Origin of the sequence: Acinetobacter sp. YH12136 (assembly GCF_013418545.1) — a bacterium.
GTDB lineage: Bacteria > Pseudomonadota > Gammaproteobacteria > Pseudomonadales > Moraxellaceae > Acinetobacter > Acinetobacter towneri.
Genome location: NZ_VPBV01000040.1, coordinates 1 through 16,040 on the forward strand (window position 1 = coordinate 1; position 16,040 = coordinate 16,040).

Genomic DNA, 16,040 nt, shown 5'->3' on the forward strand with positions numbered 1-16,040 from the left:
GGATTGGATAATCAATAGATATGGATGCTAATATACCAAGACACTCACCTAAAATACAAAAGATAATCATTTAAATCTCTAATAAATACCCACCTTGCCACTACTGAATCGACATAGACAAAATGAGAACTTATGCAAATATTTGTCTATATTTTTAGTTATAGTTAATTACTCTCAACCGACGCGGTTTAAGCATAAAATTCAACCAACTGGTGAATCAAAAACAATTGGCGGGGCAAAACAAAGAACACATCTGCCTTGCCCTGCTCGATTTAGACTGGTTTAAGCAAGTAAATGATCGCTATGGACACGATGGAGGGGATCAGGTACTCAAGCAAATTCCAAAAATTTTGCAAAAAAATCTACGCAGTGAAGATATTATCGGACGTTTTGGTGGCGAAGAATTTATGATTATTTTCTCCAATACCTCACCGCAAATTGCCCAAAATGTACTGGAACGCTGCAGAATTGCCATTGAACAACATCGTATTGCCTATGCAGAACATGAGATTCAAATTACCGCAAGTTTTGGTTTAAGTGCCTTATATGTTTATCATGCAGATCAACATGAATTAATTCAGCGTACTGATGCTGCGCTGTATAAAGCCAAGCAAAGTGGACGTAATAATGTGCAGCAAGATATTGAATCATGAATATTAATTTTGTATAAAATACAAACAAAAATCGCAGGTCATACAATTTTTTTTAAACTGCGACTATCACTAAGTGACTGCAATACATTCTTTAAATTTATAAATAAAATTACTTATTTATATTAAATGTAAATTTTATCAAATAGTAAAATTTAATCCTAAAAATAAGCAGCTGATCTGTTTTCTGGCAAAATTTTTAAAAAATTTAGGCAATACAAGAGTATGATGTGCTCAATTTAGCTTTTGAGTGCTTACTTTATGTCCAATTGGTTTCCCAAATGGCGCCCTTATGAAGGCAGCATTGATGCACGTCCTGTAGGTACCAATGAGTATCTACCGCCTGCACAAACCGTTGTATTGGGGATACAACACGCATTTGCCATGTTTGGTGCCACTGTACTTGCACCTTTTTTAATGGGCTTTGATCCGAACCTTGCCATTTTAATGTCAGGAATTTGTACCATCCTGTTCTTTTTCATGACAGGTGGGCGTGTTCCAAGTTATTTAGGCTCAAGCTTTGCCTTTATTGGGGTGGTGATTGCTGCCACAGGCTATGCAGGCGCAGCAGGCGGTTTAAATGCCAATATTGGGGTTGCGGCAGGCGGGATTATTGCCTGCGGTATTTTATATGCCCTGATTGGCTTTTTGGTGATGGCTACTGGCACCCGCTGGATTGAAAAATTAATGCCACCTGTGGTGACAGGTGCGGTGGTGATGATCATTGGTTTAAACCTTGCTCCTGTCACGGTCAAAGCGGTTGCAGGCAATCCATTTAATATGTGGATGGCCTTGGTGACTGTGCTATGTATGGGCATGATTGCCGTATTTACCAAAGGTTTACTGCAACGCCTCTTGCTCCTGATTGGCTTGCTCATATCGTATCTGATCTATTTTGTAGTCACCAATGTCATGGGTTGGGGGACGCCAATTAACTTCGCACCGATTCAGCAAGCCGCTTGGTTTGGCGTACCAGACTTTCATGCGCCTGTATTTGATGTGAATGCCATGCTGATTATTGCCCCAATTGCCTTCATTTTGGTGGCAGAGAACTTGGGACACATTAAAGCAGTAGGTGCCATGACTGGTGAAAACCTCGATCCACACATTGGTAAAGCCTTTGTAGCAGATGGTGTTGCCACAACCCTTGCAGGTGGTGTCGGTGCACCGGGTATGACTACCTATGGTGAAAACATTGGGGTGATGGCTGTTACCCGCGTGTATTCCACGATTATTTTTGTGGTGGCGGGAGTCTTTGCTATTTTCCTTGGCTTATCACCAAAATTTGGGGCAATTATCCATACCATTCCTACCGCCATTTTAACGGGCGCTTCGATTGTGGTATTTGGTTTGATTACCATTGCTGGCGCAAAAATCTGGATTGAAAACAAGGTCGATTTTTCTAAAAACAAGAACCTGATGGTGGCTGCCGTGACCATTATTTTAGGAACGGGTGACTTTGCACTACAATTGGGCAGCTTTAACTTGGGCGGGATTGGGACAGCAACTTTTGCAGCCTTGTTCCTGAACTGGTTCTTTAGTTTGCGTGATCCCTCTTAATCAGAACTTGCGGTCATTTGCTTGAACCTAAGCAAATGCCGAAACAATGCAAAAAGACCGAACAACAGTGATTGTTCGGTCTTTTTTTACCTCAAACGGTCTGTCTAGAATGAACCGTTTTTAAGAGATAATGCTTTTACTTGGCTTATTTCTGTTTTTTAAGCTCTTGCTTAAGTTGCTTCAATTTGCCTTTATGTTTTGAAATCTTTTTCAAACGTGCTTTGATTTGTTGCTTCAAAGATTTAACTTGCTTAGCCATGGTATTACTCCTTAGTAAGGCTATTCGTTGCCATTGTGTTGTTTCACAAAACTACGAATAAATTTTCTTAATTCACGAGCAGCACTAGTATCAAGTTCTTCACATAAACGAATAAATTCATCACGTTCAGTACTATTAATACGAATTAAAAGTTGTCCATCTTTCTTGCCTGTCTTTATTTTTTTGATTTGCTCGTTCATTGCTGATCTCTCCAAAATAAAGACTGCTTTGCAAAAGATGTATATACAATATATATACTTTTTAAAATAAAGCAAACTTACAATATTAAAAAATGTAATAAAATCATATTCTTTTTTTTACCAATTCTTTTTAAAAACCCAGCAAAGCCAAGACAGGCAAGGCTTTGCGCTTAAAACCACCTGCAGAAAAAATAAGCAAATTATTTTTAAAAATTATGCTTTGAATACCAAGATGGCATATAAATACGCGGTTTTACCGCAAAAACGCAAAGTTTGGGCTGCGTTTGAAGCATCGCCCAAACTTAGGGATAGATCAATTAAGGACGGAATTCTTTTAATTCACGCTGAATAAAATGCTAAATCATATCGTGATACAAACGCTCGACCATGTCAGGATCGACTGCATGTTGCAGAGCCAAAGTACGGACTTTTTCAATCACTTCTTTCACGCGCTGCGGTGACTGTACATCTTCCACAGTCTGTTTATGGCGCATGGCCTGATCGACATAAAACTGACGCGATGCAATCAGTTCAATTAAAGCCACATCAATTTGGTCTATTTTGTCACGTGCTTGTTGTAATGAGTTTACTTTTTCATTGTTCATGGGCTTGGGCTACACTTTCAGTTTCGGTTTCGTTTTCACTCTTATACTTTTCTTCTAACACATTACTGAAAATACTTTCAATCATCCACACCCGATATAAGCTGTTAAACACGTAGCTTTGCCCATCTATGCGCAATTCCAACACAGGAAAATCGGGCTGAGATTTCATTTCACACAGCATATCGTTTTCTTTGAGCAACTCGGTCACATCGGCTGTGGTCAGTTGATCTAACTCCAGTTCACGCTGCATACGCTCAAAATGCGCTTTAAAGGATAAATCCTGTCCCCTCGTCCATACCGCCTGCAAAATGCGATACATGGCATCCACACGCTGTTCTTCAGGCGCACTGTAATACAGTTGTGCCATTTGATAAGTCGCCTGCTCAGTCGGGCGGCAAAACGGCGTAAACGCAACATCAGTACGTTTAGATAAACGTGTTGCCAAACTCCAGTCAAACCAGTCGCGTCCATGATAAGACAAGGGATACACATTCAAATGGATATTGTAATAGGCAGCTAATTCTTCTTTGATATACGCCAATAACAACCAAGAAATCGGGTCTTCCAGTGCAATATACAAATCCAGTTCAGGGTCGAGTGCCTGAATTTCATTGAGTTCTTCGGCATCACTAATTAAATGTTCTCGCCATTCAATGTGATTGATCAAGAAAATAGGATTATCGGTGAGTAATTTTTGTTGTTTTAAACGGCGTGTCAAACGCAATAAATCATCGACCGCATGATATTTACGTCCACCAAACTCAAAATAACTGGCCAATACAGGTGCATCATCAAAAACCCGTTCAGGAAAATCCTGAATTTGATGATGACGGCTGGACATGGCATATAAAGTGCGTAATTTACCCGACTGCTTTTGCCACAGCATGTGAAACACATCTTCGAGTAAATACAAGAAATCCTGACCACGTAACGGCGTATGCCGCAAAATAGCTTCTGCCTGCATTAAGGCCTCTGCAGTCGGTGGTTCAGGGCTATCGTGAAAACTAAAACGGTGTTGTTTGGCAAGAATTTGTGCATCTTGAATACAATAATTTTGCCATTCTGCAGCCGACATTTGATTCGGTGCATCGCCACTTTGCCGCGAAATCACCACGGTTAAAGGTTTTAATTCATCGGCCAGAATATCTTCTAATTGCGGCAACTGCTGTACCGCCAAATAGCTATATACATCATCTAGACGTAAATACACACTCAGTCCGTGTTCCGTGGGCAACACCGCTTGCCGAGATGGTTTTTGATAAAACCAACTCGATCTGATCGGATCGAACCAACGGCGTAACAGTGACATGAGATCAGCCTCTAAAAAGAAAATCCTTGTGGTTTGGGGACAAGCCACATGCAAATCATGTGCGCTCGTCCTTCAATAGTACACAAGGATTTATATCAATTCATATAAAAATGATCAATTAGACCTCTAAATTCAGATCAGTCACTGCACCTTTTTCTGCGCCCGATGCCAATTTAGCAAATTTCGCCAATGCACCATGGGTATAGTTTGGCTTTGGTTTGACCCATGCCGCTTTACGTGCTGCCATTTCCTCTTCCGACACATGCCAAGTCATTTCACGGGTTTCGGCATTAATCGAAATTTTATCGCCATTTTTCACCAGACCAATTGGCCCGCCTTCATACGCTTCTGGGGTCACATGCCCAATCACAAAACCGTGACTGCCACCCGAAAAACGTCCATCGGTAATTAACGCGACTGAATTACCCAAACCTTTACCAATAATTGCAGAAGTTGGTTTCAGCATTTCTGGCATACCCGGGCCGCCTTTAGGGCCTTCGCCGCGAATCACCACCACTTCACCTTCTTGCACTTCGCCATCTAAAATACCGCGCATCGCACCAATTTCACCTTCAAAGACACGTGCAGGGCCTTCAAAATACAAGCCTTCTTTGCCTGTAATTTTTGCCACTGCGCCCGTAGGCGATAAGTTGCCTTTTAAAACCACCAAGTGCGAATCTTTTTTGATTGGTGCATCAAACGGTAAAATAATTTGCTGACCTTCAGGATAATCGGCAACATCGGCCAAGTTTTTTGCCAAAGTTTTACCTGTAACCGTTAAGCAAGAACCATCAAGCATGCCTGCATCTAGCATGCGTTTCATCAACGGTTGAATGCCGCCAATGGCAATCAGCTCCGACATTAAATACTTGCCCGATGGACGTACATCGGCCACCACTGGGGTTTCCTGACCAATACGCACGAAATCATCCAGTGTGAGTTCAACCCCTGCAGAATGTGCCATGGCAATCAAATGCAACACACCATTGGTCGATCCACCCAAAGCAATCAATACTTTAATGGCATTTTCAAAGGCAGATTTGGTCATAATGTCACGTGGTTTAATATCCAGACGTAACAGATTCATGACCGCTTCGCCTGCGCGTTGGCAGTCATCCATTTTATCTTGAGAAACAGCTTCTTGTGCTGAAGACCCCGGCAAACTCATGCCCAATGCTTCAATGGCCGATGCCATAGAGTTGGCGGTGTACATGCCACCACAAGAGCCTGCACCTGGCAAAGCCACTTCTTCAATTTGTTTGACCTGAATTTCGTTAATTTCACCTTTGGCATGCTGACCCACGGCTTCAAACACCGAAATAATATCGGTATGTCCTGCACCCGGTTTAATAGTGCCGCCATAAACAAACAAGCCCGGACGGTTTAAACGCGCCAGTCCCATAATGCAGCCCGGCATGTTTTTATCGCAGCCACCAATTGCAATCACACCATCATAGGCCTGACAGCCCACCACAGCTTCAATTGAGTCGGCAATAATTTCACGTGAAACCAATGAATATTTCATGCCTTCGGTGCCGTTTGAAATACCATCTGAAATGGTGATGGTATTGAAAATAATGCCTTTACCACCCGCCTGATTCACGCCTGTTTCTGCTTCGCGCGCTAAGCCATCAATATGCATATTACATGGTGTGACATTGGCCCAAGTCGATGCAATTCCAATAAATGGACGAGTAAAATCTTCATCCTTAAAACCCACCGCACGCATCATGGAACGTGCAGGTGCATTTTCAATGCCTTCATAGACTTCGGCTGAATGTTCGCGGATATTCTGTTTACTCATGGCTGATTCCTTAGCAAGATGGGTGAAATGACGTATTCATCATGACAATTTATTTTATTTTTCATTGTATCGAAAGCAGGCAGGATGTAAACGAAAATGCCTGTCTAATTTCATCGCTCAAATTTGCTGCGATACTGACATTGCTCATTGCAGACACATAAAAAAGCACCCCAATTTTGGAGTGCTTTTTTGTAGCAGCTTAAATTGCCAAGTACTGCTTAGATTTCACGTACCGCACCTTTTGCCGCACTGGTGGTATGCATGGCATAAGCTTTCAACGCTTTAGAAATTTTACGTGGACGTTCTTCTGCAGGATGCCAGCCTTTAGCTTCTTGCGCTTCACGACGTGCCGCCATAGTTGCGTCATCTACCGCCAAGTGAATGCTGCGGTTTGGAATATCAATTTCGATACGGTCACCATCTTCAACCAGACCAATCGCACCACCTTCAGCCGCTTCTGGAGAAACGTGACCAATTGAAAGACCTGAAGAACCGCCCGAGAAACGACCATCGGTCAGTAAGGCACATTCTTTGCCTAAACCTTTCGATTTCAAATAGCTGGTTGGATAGAGCATTTCTTGCATACCTGGGCCACCACGTGGGCCTTCGTAGCGAATCACCACCACATCACCCGCTGTAATTTTACCGCCCAAAATCGCGTCTACAGCAGCATCCTGACTTTCAAAAACACGTGCTGTGCCGTTGAATTTCAAAATAGAATCATCCACCCCTGCAGTTTTTACAATACAGCCATCTAAAGCAATATTGCCGTAAAGTACCGCCAAACCACCATCTTTAGAGAAAGCGTGTTCTGCATTACGAATCACACCATTGTCACGGTCACCATCTAAACGTGAATAGTAACGGTCTTGTGAGAATGCTGTTTGGGTGGGTACGCCGCCCGGTGCAGAACGGAAGAACTGGTAAACGTCTTCATTTTCGGTACGGATGATGTCCCATTTATCCAAAGCATCTTTTAAAGTCGCTTCGTGAACTGTGCCTACTGAAGTGTCCAATAAACCTGCGCGATCCAGCTCGCCTAAAATAGACATAATGCCACCCGCACGGTGTACATCTTCCATGTGAACATCTTGTTTTGCAGGCGCTACTTTACATAGTACAGGCACTTTACGTGATAAACGGTCAATGTCATCCATGGTGAAATCCACACCTGCCTCATTGGCAGCCGCCAACAAGTGCAGTACGGTGTTGGTTGAACCGCCCATGGCAATGTCCAACGTCATAGCATTTTCATAAGATGCTTTGGTTGCAATTGAACGTGGCAATACGCTGTAATCGTCTTGTTCATAATGGCGTTTCGCCAATTCCACAATCAACTGACCTGCTTTATCAAACAGTTTTTTACGGTTGGCGTGAGTTGCTACAATTGAACCGTTGCCCGGTAAAGATAAACCTAGAGCTTCTGTTAAGCAGTTCATTGAGTTTGCAGTGAACATCCCTGAGCATGAACCACAAGTTGGACATGCAGAACGCTCATATTCAGCAACTTCTTCATCCGTATAGTTGTCATCTGCCGCCACAATCATCGCGTCAATCAAGTCAATCGCGTGTTCATTGCCACGAATTTTGACTTTACCTGCTTCCATTGGGCCGCCAGACACAAACACCACTGGAATGTTCAGACGCATAGCAGCCATCAGCATCCCTGGTGTGATTTTGTCACAGTTGGATATACACACCATTGCATCGGCGCAGTGTGCGCTGACCATGTATTCTACCGAGTCGGCAATCAAGTCACGCGATGGCAATGAATACAACATGCCGTCATGACCCATGGCAATCCCGTCATCTACAGCAATGGTGTTAAATTCTTTGGCAACACCACCTGCCGCCTGAATTTGCTCTGCCACCATTTGACCGAGGTCTTTTAAATGCACATGGCCAGGTACAAATTGGGTAAATGAGTTGACCACCGCAATAATCGGCTTACCGAAATCTTCGTCTTTCATACCCGTTGCACGCCATAAGCCGCGTGCACCCGCCATATTTCTTCCGTGTGTCGATGTTTTTGAACGATAGTCAGGCATTATAAAGTTCCAACTTGGTTGTGCTGAAATGAATCTGAAATTCATTCTGGCGAAATAATACTGTTTGCAAGATCTGTATCACTGCAAAATAGTTTAAGAGTCTTTCTATTTTACTACAGCTTGAGGTAGTAAGGCTGCTGCTTTACCAACTTTATGATGGATAAAAAGTGACGAGAACCCACAGCACCTTGTTGATCATACTGAATGCAATACAAAACTTTCATGAATAATTTTTAAATTTTGCATTACTAATTTTTATCATAATAATTTATAGCACAGCGACAAGGTGGATTTGTTACAACCCGTTCCGACCTTTGAGCCGCAATTTGTTATAATTGCCGCGTCATCTAAAACTATGGGTTGATTTCCATTGAAAATCGTTTTTGCAGGTACGCCTGAATTTGCTGCAAGCGCTTTGGCAGCACTCCTGAACACCGAACATGAGATTGTCGCGGTTTACACCCAGCCTGACCGTAAAGCAGGACGCGGACAAAAACTCACAGCATCTGCGGTGAAGCAATTGGCACTACAACACGATCTTCCTGTCTATCAACCTTTGCATTTTAAATCATCTACTGAAGAAGGTCTGGCGGCCCAACAAGAATTGGCTGCATTGAATGCCGATGTGATGGTGGTTGCTGCCTATGGTTTAATTTTGCCGCAAGTGGTTTTAGATACTCCAAAATATGGCTGCTTGAATATTCACGGTTCTTTACTACCACGTTGGCGTGGTGCAGCGCCGATTCAGCGTGCTATTGCCACAGGTGATACCGAAACAGGCATTACCATTATGAAAATGGCTGCAGGCTTAGATACGGGCGATATGATGTATAAAACCCTATGCCCAATTACTGCCACAGACACCTCTGCCACTTTACATGACAAACTGGCACAGCAAGGTGCTGAAGCGATTGTTGAAGTATTGGCTTCAGAGCAAAAATTGCAAGACTATTTGGCTGCGCGTGAAGTGCAAGATGAAGCCTTGACGGTCTACGCACACAAACTGACGAAAGCCGAAGCGCAAATTAACTGGTCACAAACTGCAGCCGAAATTGACCGTAATATCCGTGCCTTTAACCCGTGGCCGGTGGCGTTTATCCCTTTAGATGACACTCAAAACTTGCGCGTTTGGGGTTCAGCATTATCGGATGAATCTGCACAAGGCAAAGCTGCAGGCACAATTTTAAAACTGGACAAACAAGGCGTACACGTCGCCTGTGGCGATCAACAAGCGGTATGCTTAAGCTCGTTGCAATGGCCAGGCGCTAAACCGCTGAATCCTGTGCAAATCATTCAAACTCAAAAACTTCAAACAGGACAAGTTCTCGCATGAGCCATTCTGAATCAGGCAACTCACATTTGAACTTGCGTGCCCAAGTCATCCGTACGCTATTGGCTGTACAACAAGGGCAATCATTGGCGAGTGTTTTACCTGCACATTTAAGTAAAGTCGCAGAACGTGACCGCGCCTTGTTTCATGAGCTGGTTTTGGGCACCTTGCGTCAATGGTATGCCCTAAAAAGCATTACTTTGCCGCTGTTGGTGAAACCACTCAACAATGAAACCGTTGAAACCTGTTTATATGTCGGCTTATATCAAGTGCTTTGCACCCGTGTAGCCAGTCATGCCGCAATTTCAGAAACCGTAACTGCAGCCAAACAATTGGGCTATCAAGCACTCAGCGGTGTGGTAAATGCAATTCTGCGTCGTGTTTCACGTGAAACATCGGAGTTTCAAACAGCTTTGGCACAGGCACATGGTTTGCCAAGTTGGTTGTATAAACGCCTGAAAAAAGATTGGCCTGAACAATTAGAACAACTGACGCAAACTTTAAAGCAAACCGCACCCCTGACCTTAAGGGTTAATACACGCCAAATCAGCCGTGATGACTATTTAGAAATTTTGCAGGAACAAGAGATTGCAGCAGAAGCTTGCACCGTGTCTGAAGTTGGTATTGTGATGCTGCAAAATGTGCACATTCCAGACTTGCCTGGTTTTGATGAAGGCATATTTTCCGTACAGGATGAACATGCCCAACTGTGTGCAACGCTCTTGCCAAATTTAGATGGCAAAGTCGTGGTCGATGCCTGCGCAGCACCTGGTGGTAAAACAGCGCATCTGCTCGAAAAATTTCAGCCTAAAAAATTGATAGCCTTAGATCAGGACGCCAAACGTCTATTACGTGTCAGCGAAAACCTAGAACGTCTGCAACTGAATCAAGAAACGCAAGTAGAAATTTTGGCTGCCGATGCAACCACATGGAATGCCAGTGAAGCAGTGGACTGTATTGTATTGGATGCACCGTGTTCTGCAATTGGAGTCTTGCGTCGTCATCCAGATATTCGTTTGCTGCGCCAATCTAGCGATGTTCAGCAAACGGTGGCATTACAGCAACAGATTTTGCAGCAGATGTGGCAACAGCTCAAAGTTGGTGGCACCTTGCTTTACATTACCTGCTCGGTTTTAAAAGCCGAAAATGAACAGCAAATGCAGCAATTCTTTTCCGAACATCAAAATGCCAAAGAAGTCAAAATTGAGGCAGATTGGGGCATTCCACAACTGTATGGGCGCCAATTATTGCCGCAACAAGGACGCGGGGATGGTTTTTATTATTGTCGTATTGAAAAAACCGCCTAAGCTATTTCTGTTTTAACGATTCTTCTCATTTAATAGCCTTTCCAAAAAAATAACCCTTGAATCAATCAAGGGTTAATTTAGGGTCTGTTGACACTTCGTCTATGTTTGCGACGACGCATATTTTTTAGCTGATATAAGGCATGGGACAGGAAATTTAGTCATTCTAAATGACTGGCACATAACGCAATAGCAGCAAAAAATATGCTTGTCCTTCGCTGCGCCTTGCGCAGCAAACAAAGCAGTGCTTGTTTTTGCTCAGGCTGTGCAATGCCTTACAACATTGCACTCGTTCAGTAAAATGCTTAGTCTTCAAGTTCATCTGGGTTTTTGATCAGGTGAATCATCGCCAAAACCAAACCACCCCAAAGTACCACTGTTGAAATAATCAACATCACCAATGCAGATGTATTCATCTTATTTCTCCGCTGCGTCGTGATCTTTTAAGCGGCTAAGCAATACCGCGCCAATAATAAAGAGCACCACGGTACCACCACCCACGGTGAGTAAAATGTGTAATGGATAACCACCATAGCCTTCTGCAAAAATAGATTTAAGGGTTAAACCTAAAGCCACGAGCAATGAAAGCGGCGTCACGATGGTTAACAGGAAATTCCAGCCCCAACCCAATTTAATGCTTGAGTATTGGTTAACGTGTTGCTGTAACTCTTTGAGCAATGGACGACGGAACCAAGTCACCAAAATGATCGACAATAAACCACCACCAACAATACCAATGTTGTTGGCAAAGTAGTCAATGATGTCGACAAAAGTAATCGCGCTGTGGGTAGAGAATAAAATGGTTGAAACAATAGCTGAACCACCCGCAATAATGGTTACTGCACGCTTACGCGACCAACCCAGCTTGTCTTGGAACGCAGCAATGGGCACTTGCAGAATACTCACCATTGAGGTCACCCCTGCAACCGTCAATGAGGCGAAGAATAAGAAACCAAATAAATCGCCACCTGCACCCAAGCTTGAAATGATTTTCGGGAATGCAATAAAAGCTAAACCAATACCGCCCGAAACCACTTCATCTACCGATGAACCTGCGCTGTACGCCATGAAACCAAGCGCAGCAAAAATACCAATACCCGCTAAAATTTCAAAAGATGAGTTTGCAAGTGCAACCACCAAGCCTGAACCAGTCAAGTTGGTTTTACGTTTTAGGTAAGATGAGTAGGTCAACATAATCCCGAAACCCACTGAAAGTGAGAAGAAGATATGACCAAAGGCAGCTAACCATACTTTATAGTTCGCCATCGCTTCCCAGTTAGGCGTAAAGAAAGCATTTAAGCCATCGACTGCACCCGGTAAACGTAACGCTTGAACCACGAGAATAGAGAACAAAATCAGCAAAAGTGGTATAAAAATTTTATTTGACAGCTCAACCCCTTTTTTCACCCCACCATATAAAATGAACATCACCACCGTCCATACGATGACTAAGCCAATAAATAAGGTTGGTACAAAACCAAAGGCTAAACCTTCACCATTTTGTAAGTAGCTTGTGAAAAAGAATTTTTCAGTGTCTGTTCCCCATTGCTGACCAATGGAATAGAACATATAACTGCCTGCCCAAGACAATACGCTGGCATAATAAATACCAATCAGCAAAGTCACCATCACCTGCCACCAGCCCAATGCTTCACTGTTCATGAGCTTTTTATAAGCGGTTGGTGGTGCTTTACGGTATTTATGTCCGACTGCATAGTCCAAAAACAGCAATGGCAAACCTGCGGCAAAGATCGCAATTAAATAAGGGATTAAAAATGCGCCGCCGCCATTTTCATAGGCAACATAAGGGAAACGCCAAATATTGCCCAACCCGACCGCAGAACCAATGGCTGCGATAATAAAGCCTGATCGCGCGGACCAACTCTCACGAGAATCTGTCATAGAACACCTAAACTTCAGGCTATTTTTTGCTGCTTGTTTTTTAATTCTGACCTTTTATATAAATAACTTGCTTTTTCATTAGCTTAAATTTACTTTATATAACGGTACTTTAGCGCACGCAAAAAATATCCTGCAAAAAATGAAAATCTGGGTGTTTGCTTTAGAGTCACACCTTTTGAGCATCAAATTCTAAAGGTCAAACAGCGAAATATTCGGAAAATCTTGCTTAAAGTCTTTGCCCAATATTGCGCTTTTGTATGGCTTAACAATACTCATTTTTGAACAATTTTTCTGTAAATTCTGCTTAGAAAGATGCTTTTTGTATGCATTTTTTTAATCAAACGTTCAAATTCCACTCCATTTTGACTTGATTTTTTAGTTATAAATCGTATAACTATTTGGAATGAAATTTTGATGCTATTTGAGTTATTTTAATTTTCATCTATTTTAGCAGCGCTGTAGCCTATTATTCACCGAACTACAGCACTGTAATCAATCATCTCAAAATTCAGAGTTAACTCATCCTTTCTCTTTATTTATAACGATGCATCATTAGATCAGATACTTAACGCTTAATTACCAATAAACGCTCTTCCTGCATATCCCGAATAGCAGATTGAATCCCTTCACGCCCTAAACCCGAATCTTTCACTCCACCATAAGGCATATTGTCCACACGGAACGATGGAATATCATTAATAATCACCCCACCAACTTGTAACTGATCCCATGCATACAGCATTTTTTCCAAGCTTTGTGTATAAATACCCGCCTGTAAACCAAAACGGCTTTGGTTAATACGTGTAATTCCTTGTTCAAAAGATGAATATTTTTCCAAAATGGCAACAGGGCCAAAAACTTCATCTTTATAAACCTCCAAGTTTGGATCGACCTGTTCCAATAAAGTCGGCTCAAACATCACACCTTTCAGCTCGCCACCTGCCAATATTTTTGCACCTTTTTTCACCGCTTTATCAATCCACTTTTTCAAGCGCTGCGCTTCAGCTTCCTTAATCATTGGCCCGACTAAAGTGCTGTCTAAATCAGGATCTGCCGCTTTAATTTTCTTGAGCTGGCTCACAAGTTTCTTTTTCAGTTCGGCATATACGTCAGCATGCACCAAAATACGTTGCACACTAATACACACCTGCCCAGCATGATTATACGCTCCACCAATTAAGCGATGAATCAATGCATCATTCAGGTCAGTATCGGGTTCAATCATCACCGCTGCATTGCCGCCCAACTCTAGTGTTACTTTTTTGCGTCCTGCGCGGGCTTTCATATCCCAACCCACCACATCTGAACCCGTAAAACTGAGCAGTTTAAAGCGGTCATCCGTGACTAAAACATCGGCTTGCTCACGCTCACAAGGCAATACCGAAAACGCACCTTTAGGTAAATCTGTTTCTGCCAACACTTCTGCAATTTTCAATGCTGAAATAGGCGTGGCACTGGCAGGTTTTAATACAAAAGGACAACCTGCGGCAATCGCGGGTGCAATTTTATGTGCAGTTAAATTCAACGGAAAATTAAAAGGACTAATCAAAGATACTGCACCAATGGGTACATGCTTAACCATCCCTTGATAATTCGCAGCAGCAGCCGTCACTGCCAACGGCAAAATACGCCCTTCATCTAGTTGTGACACCGCATCTGCCGCAATTTGGAAGGTATTAATTAAACGCTCGACTTCTGCCATCGCAGCCAAACGTGGTTTTCCACCTTCGGCAATTAAAATTTCGACCAATTCTTCACGCATGTTTTGAAAACGCTGCACACAATGCAACAGAATTTTTTGTTTTTGAAAGGGCTGTAACTTTGCCATTTCGGCTTCTGCTTTTACGGCTGCACGAATGGCTTTTTCAATACTTTTCGCATCGGCAAGTGCGACACGCGCATATAAATTTTGAGAATATTTATGCTGAACGGCTAACCATTTCCCTGTTTCTACGGCTTTATTGGCAAGATAGAGCGGATAATCGACAGGTGGATGGACATTTTGCATACTGAAATCCTCTATTTTTGGCGCGAATTAAGCTATATTTTTACAAGAATTTTGATTCTAGAAAATGTATGATGCGCTAAGTTGGACAATATTTCACATGATTTTTTGTCACGAGAACATACAACACCACACCATTCATCCCAAATGATGATGACAAAATACTAGAGTTTATATGCTTACATTACAACGTTTTGCTTTAGCATGCAGTTTAATTAGTTGTTCAGCGGTGCATGCCGATATCATTGGTGTAAAAGCCAGCCTAGATTACTGGAAATACAGTGCAGACTGGACTCAAACGCAACTCTCACCTGAGCTTGATGATGATTATGCCCTACCTTTTAGCGTTTCAGTCGAGCATCCTGTGCCATTTTTGCCCAATGCAAAAATTAAACACACCAATTTACAGGCCGAAAGTGAACAAAGTGTTGCAGGTGTAAAAACCCATCAGCTCGATTTAGACTATTCAGATTTCATTTTATATTATGAAATTTTAGATAATATTGTTGCAGCAGATGTTGGGATTGGCGCTAAACTCATTAAGGGTGATTTAAAATCTAATCTGTTCCAAACTCAGGAAGTCAGTGAAACTTTGCCAATGCTGTATGCTGAAGCTGCAGTAAAGTTACCATTTACAGGATTAAGTGCTAAAGCTGAAGCCAATTACGCTAAAAATAGTGACAATGAAGTGCGTGATGCTCAAGCAGAAATTAAGTATAACTTTATTGATGCGATTCTGGTGGATGTCGGTTTAAAAGCGGGTTATCGCATCTTAGACATTAAACTGAATCAAGATTCCAACCAAGAAACTCAATTAGAGTTTAAAGGTCCATATTTAGGCTTAGAAGCACATTTCTAAGTATTTGATATTCATATAAGTTTAAAACCCTTAAATTATATTTAAGGGTTTTTTATTCTTCTTAACATTTTATTTTATCCATAAAAAAACACCCCCAACGCTAGTTGAGGGTGTTTAGAATAATGAGCTGGCGATGACTTACTCTCACATGGGTAACCCCACACTACCATCAGCGCGAAGAGGTTTCACTTCTGAGTTCGGGAAG

General features: G+C 42.4%; 13 protein-coding genes. 5 read left to right on the plus strand and 8 right to left on the minus strand.

Features of this window, described 5'->3' with window-relative positions:
• Positions 1–167 precede the first annotated feature (167 nt).
• Together FTU71_RS13460 and FTU71_RS13465 are read left to right on the plus strand one after the other, a co-directional pair.
• Entirely contained in the window at positions 168–653 is a 486-nt protein-coding gene (locus FTU71_RS13460) for a GGDEF domain-containing protein (RefSeq protein ID WP_286379081.1), read from the plus strand.
• Between the two features lie 258 nt (positions 654–911).
• Complete coding sequence (locus FTU71_RS13465; protein WP_004970352.1) at positions 912–2,210, plus strand: solute carrier family 23 protein; 1,299 nt, start codon at positions 912–914, stop codon at positions 2,208–2,210.
• A gap of 279 nt (positions 2,211–2,489) precedes the next feature.
• Here the strand turns inward: FTU71_RS13465 and FTU71_RS13470 are convergent, their stop codons facing one another.
• The 5 genes from FTU71_RS13470 to ilvD (FTU71_RS13490) form a co-directional block, all read right to left on the minus strand.
• Positions 2,490–2,669, minus strand: coding sequence for a hypothetical protein (locus FTU71_RS13470; RefSeq protein ID WP_004970356.1), 180 nt, complete (start codon positions 2,667–2,669; stop codon positions 2,490–2,492).
• A gap of 356 nt (positions 2,670–3,025) precedes the next feature.
• The gene (locus FTU71_RS13475) at positions 3,026–3,274 is read right to left on the minus strand and encodes a chorismate mutase (RefSeq protein WP_180112089.1); all 249 of its coding nucleotides are present in this window, start codon (positions 3,272–3,274) and stop codon (positions 3,026–3,028) included.
• Positions 3,264–4,583, minus strand: a complete 1,320-nt coding sequence (locus FTU71_RS13480) for a hypothetical protein (RefSeq protein WP_179990365.1) — start codon at positions 4,581–4,583, stop codon at positions 3,264–3,266. Before FTU71_RS13480 ends, FTU71_RS13475 begins: the two co-directional genes overlap by 11 nt.
• Before the next feature lie 118 nt (positions 4,584–4,701).
• On the minus strand, positions 4,702–6,387 hold the full coding sequence (gene ilvD / locus FTU71_RS13485; protein WP_180112090.1) for a dihydroxy-acid dehydratase: 1,686 nt from the start codon (positions 6,385–6,387) through the stop codon (positions 4,702–4,704).
• A gap of 218 nt (positions 6,388–6,605) precedes the next feature.
• Positions 6,606–8,435 carry a dihydroxy-acid dehydratase gene (gene ilvD, locus FTU71_RS13490; protein WP_019837334.1) on the minus strand — a complete coding sequence of 610 codons (1,830 nt, stop codon included), beginning with the start codon at positions 8,433–8,435 and terminating at the stop codon, positions 6,606–6,608.
• A 370-nt stretch (positions 8,436–8,805) separates the two neighbouring features.
• Here ilvD (FTU71_RS13490) and fmt point away from each other — a divergent pair, with 370 nt between their 5' ends.
• Positions 8,806–9,768 carry a methionyl-tRNA formyltransferase gene (gene fmt, locus FTU71_RS13495; protein WP_179994460.1) on the plus strand — a complete coding sequence of 321 codons (963 nt, stop codon included), beginning with the start codon at positions 8,806–8,808 and terminating at the stop codon, positions 9,766–9,768.
• Positions 9,765–11,072: a 16S rRNA (cytosine(967)-C(5))-methyltransferase RsmB gene (gene rsmB / locus FTU71_RS13500; protein WP_180112091.1), complete on the plus strand. Its 1,308-nt coding sequence runs from the start codon at positions 9,765–9,767 to the stop codon at positions 11,070–11,072. Before fmt ends, rsmB begins: the two co-directional genes overlap by 4 nt.
• A 302-nt stretch (positions 11,073–11,374) precedes the next feature.
• Here the strand turns inward: rsmB and FTU71_RS13505 are convergent, their stop codons facing one another.
• The 3 genes from FTU71_RS13505 to FTU71_RS13515 form a co-directional block, all read right to left on the minus strand.
• Positions 11,375–11,485 carry a methionine/alanine import family NSS transporter small subunit gene (locus tag FTU71_RS13505; RefSeq protein ID WP_004970370.1) on the minus strand — a complete coding sequence of 37 codons (111 nt, stop codon included), beginning with the start codon at positions 11,483–11,485 and terminating at the stop codon, positions 11,375–11,377.
• Position 11,486: 1 nt separating this feature from the next.
• Positions 11,487–12,971 (minus strand): sodium-dependent transporter, encoded by a 1,485-nt coding sequence (locus FTU71_RS13510; protein WP_104852799.1) that lies wholly within the window; start codon positions 12,969–12,971, stop codon positions 11,487–11,489.
• A 565-nt stretch (positions 12,972–13,536) separates the two neighbouring features.
• Positions 13,537–14,979: an aldehyde dehydrogenase family protein gene (locus FTU71_RS13515; protein ID WP_180112092.1), complete on the minus strand. Its 1,443-nt coding sequence runs from the start codon at positions 14,977–14,979 to the stop codon at positions 13,537–13,539.
• Positions 14,980–15,151: 172 nt separating this feature from the next.
• Between FTU71_RS13515 and FTU71_RS13520 the strand changes: the two genes are divergently transcribed.
• Positions 15,152–15,835, plus strand: coding sequence for a TIGR04219 family outer membrane beta-barrel protein (locus tag FTU71_RS13520; RefSeq protein WP_167845627.1), 684 nt, complete (start codon positions 15,152–15,154; stop codon positions 15,833–15,835).
• The last annotated feature ends 205 nt before the right edge of the window (positions 15,836–16,040 follow it).

Excerpts from the sequence above, each read along its gene's own strand:
- FTU71_RS13465 (WP_004970352.1), top strand. The coding sequence starts at position 912 with ATGTCCAATTGGTTTCCCAAATGGCGCCCTTATGAAGGCAGCATTGAT.
- FTU71_RS13470 (WP_004970356.1), bottom strand. The coding sequence starts at position 2,669 with ATGAACGAGCAAATCAAAAAAATAAAGACAGGCAAGAAAGATGGACAA.
- FTU71_RS13475 (WP_180112089.1), bottom strand. The coding sequence starts at position 3,274 with ATGAACAATGAAAAAGTAAACTCATTACAACAAGCACGTGACAAAATA.
- FTU71_RS13480 (WP_179990365.1), bottom strand. The coding sequence starts at position 4,583 with ATGTCACTGTTACGCCGTTGGTTCGATCCGATCAGATCGAGTTGGTTT.
- ilvD (WP_180112090.1), bottom strand. The coding sequence starts at position 6,387 with ATGAGTAAACAGAATATCCGCGAACATTCAGCCGAAGTCTATGAAGGC.
- ilvD (WP_019837334.1), bottom strand. The coding sequence starts at position 8,435 with ATGCCTGACTATCGTTCAAAAACATCGACACACGGAAGAAATATGGCG.
- rsmB (WP_180112091.1), top strand. The coding sequence starts at position 9,765 with ATGAGCCATTCTGAATCAGGCAACTCACATTTGAACTTGCGTGCCCAA.
- FTU71_RS13505 (WP_004970370.1), bottom strand. The coding sequence starts at position 11,485 with ATGAATACATCTGCATTGGTGATGTTGATTATTTCAACAGTGGTACTT.
- FTU71_RS13510 (WP_104852799.1), bottom strand. The coding sequence starts at position 12,971 with ATGACAGATTCTCGTGAGAGTTGGTCCGCGCGATCAGGCTTTATTATC.
- FTU71_RS13515 (WP_180112092.1), bottom strand. The coding sequence starts at position 14,979 with ATGCAAAATGTCCATCCACCTGTCGATTATCCGCTCTATCTTGCCAAT.
- FTU71_RS13520 (WP_167845627.1), top strand. The coding sequence starts at position 15,152 with ATGCTTACATTACAACGTTTTGCTTTAGCATGCAGTTTAATTAGTTGT.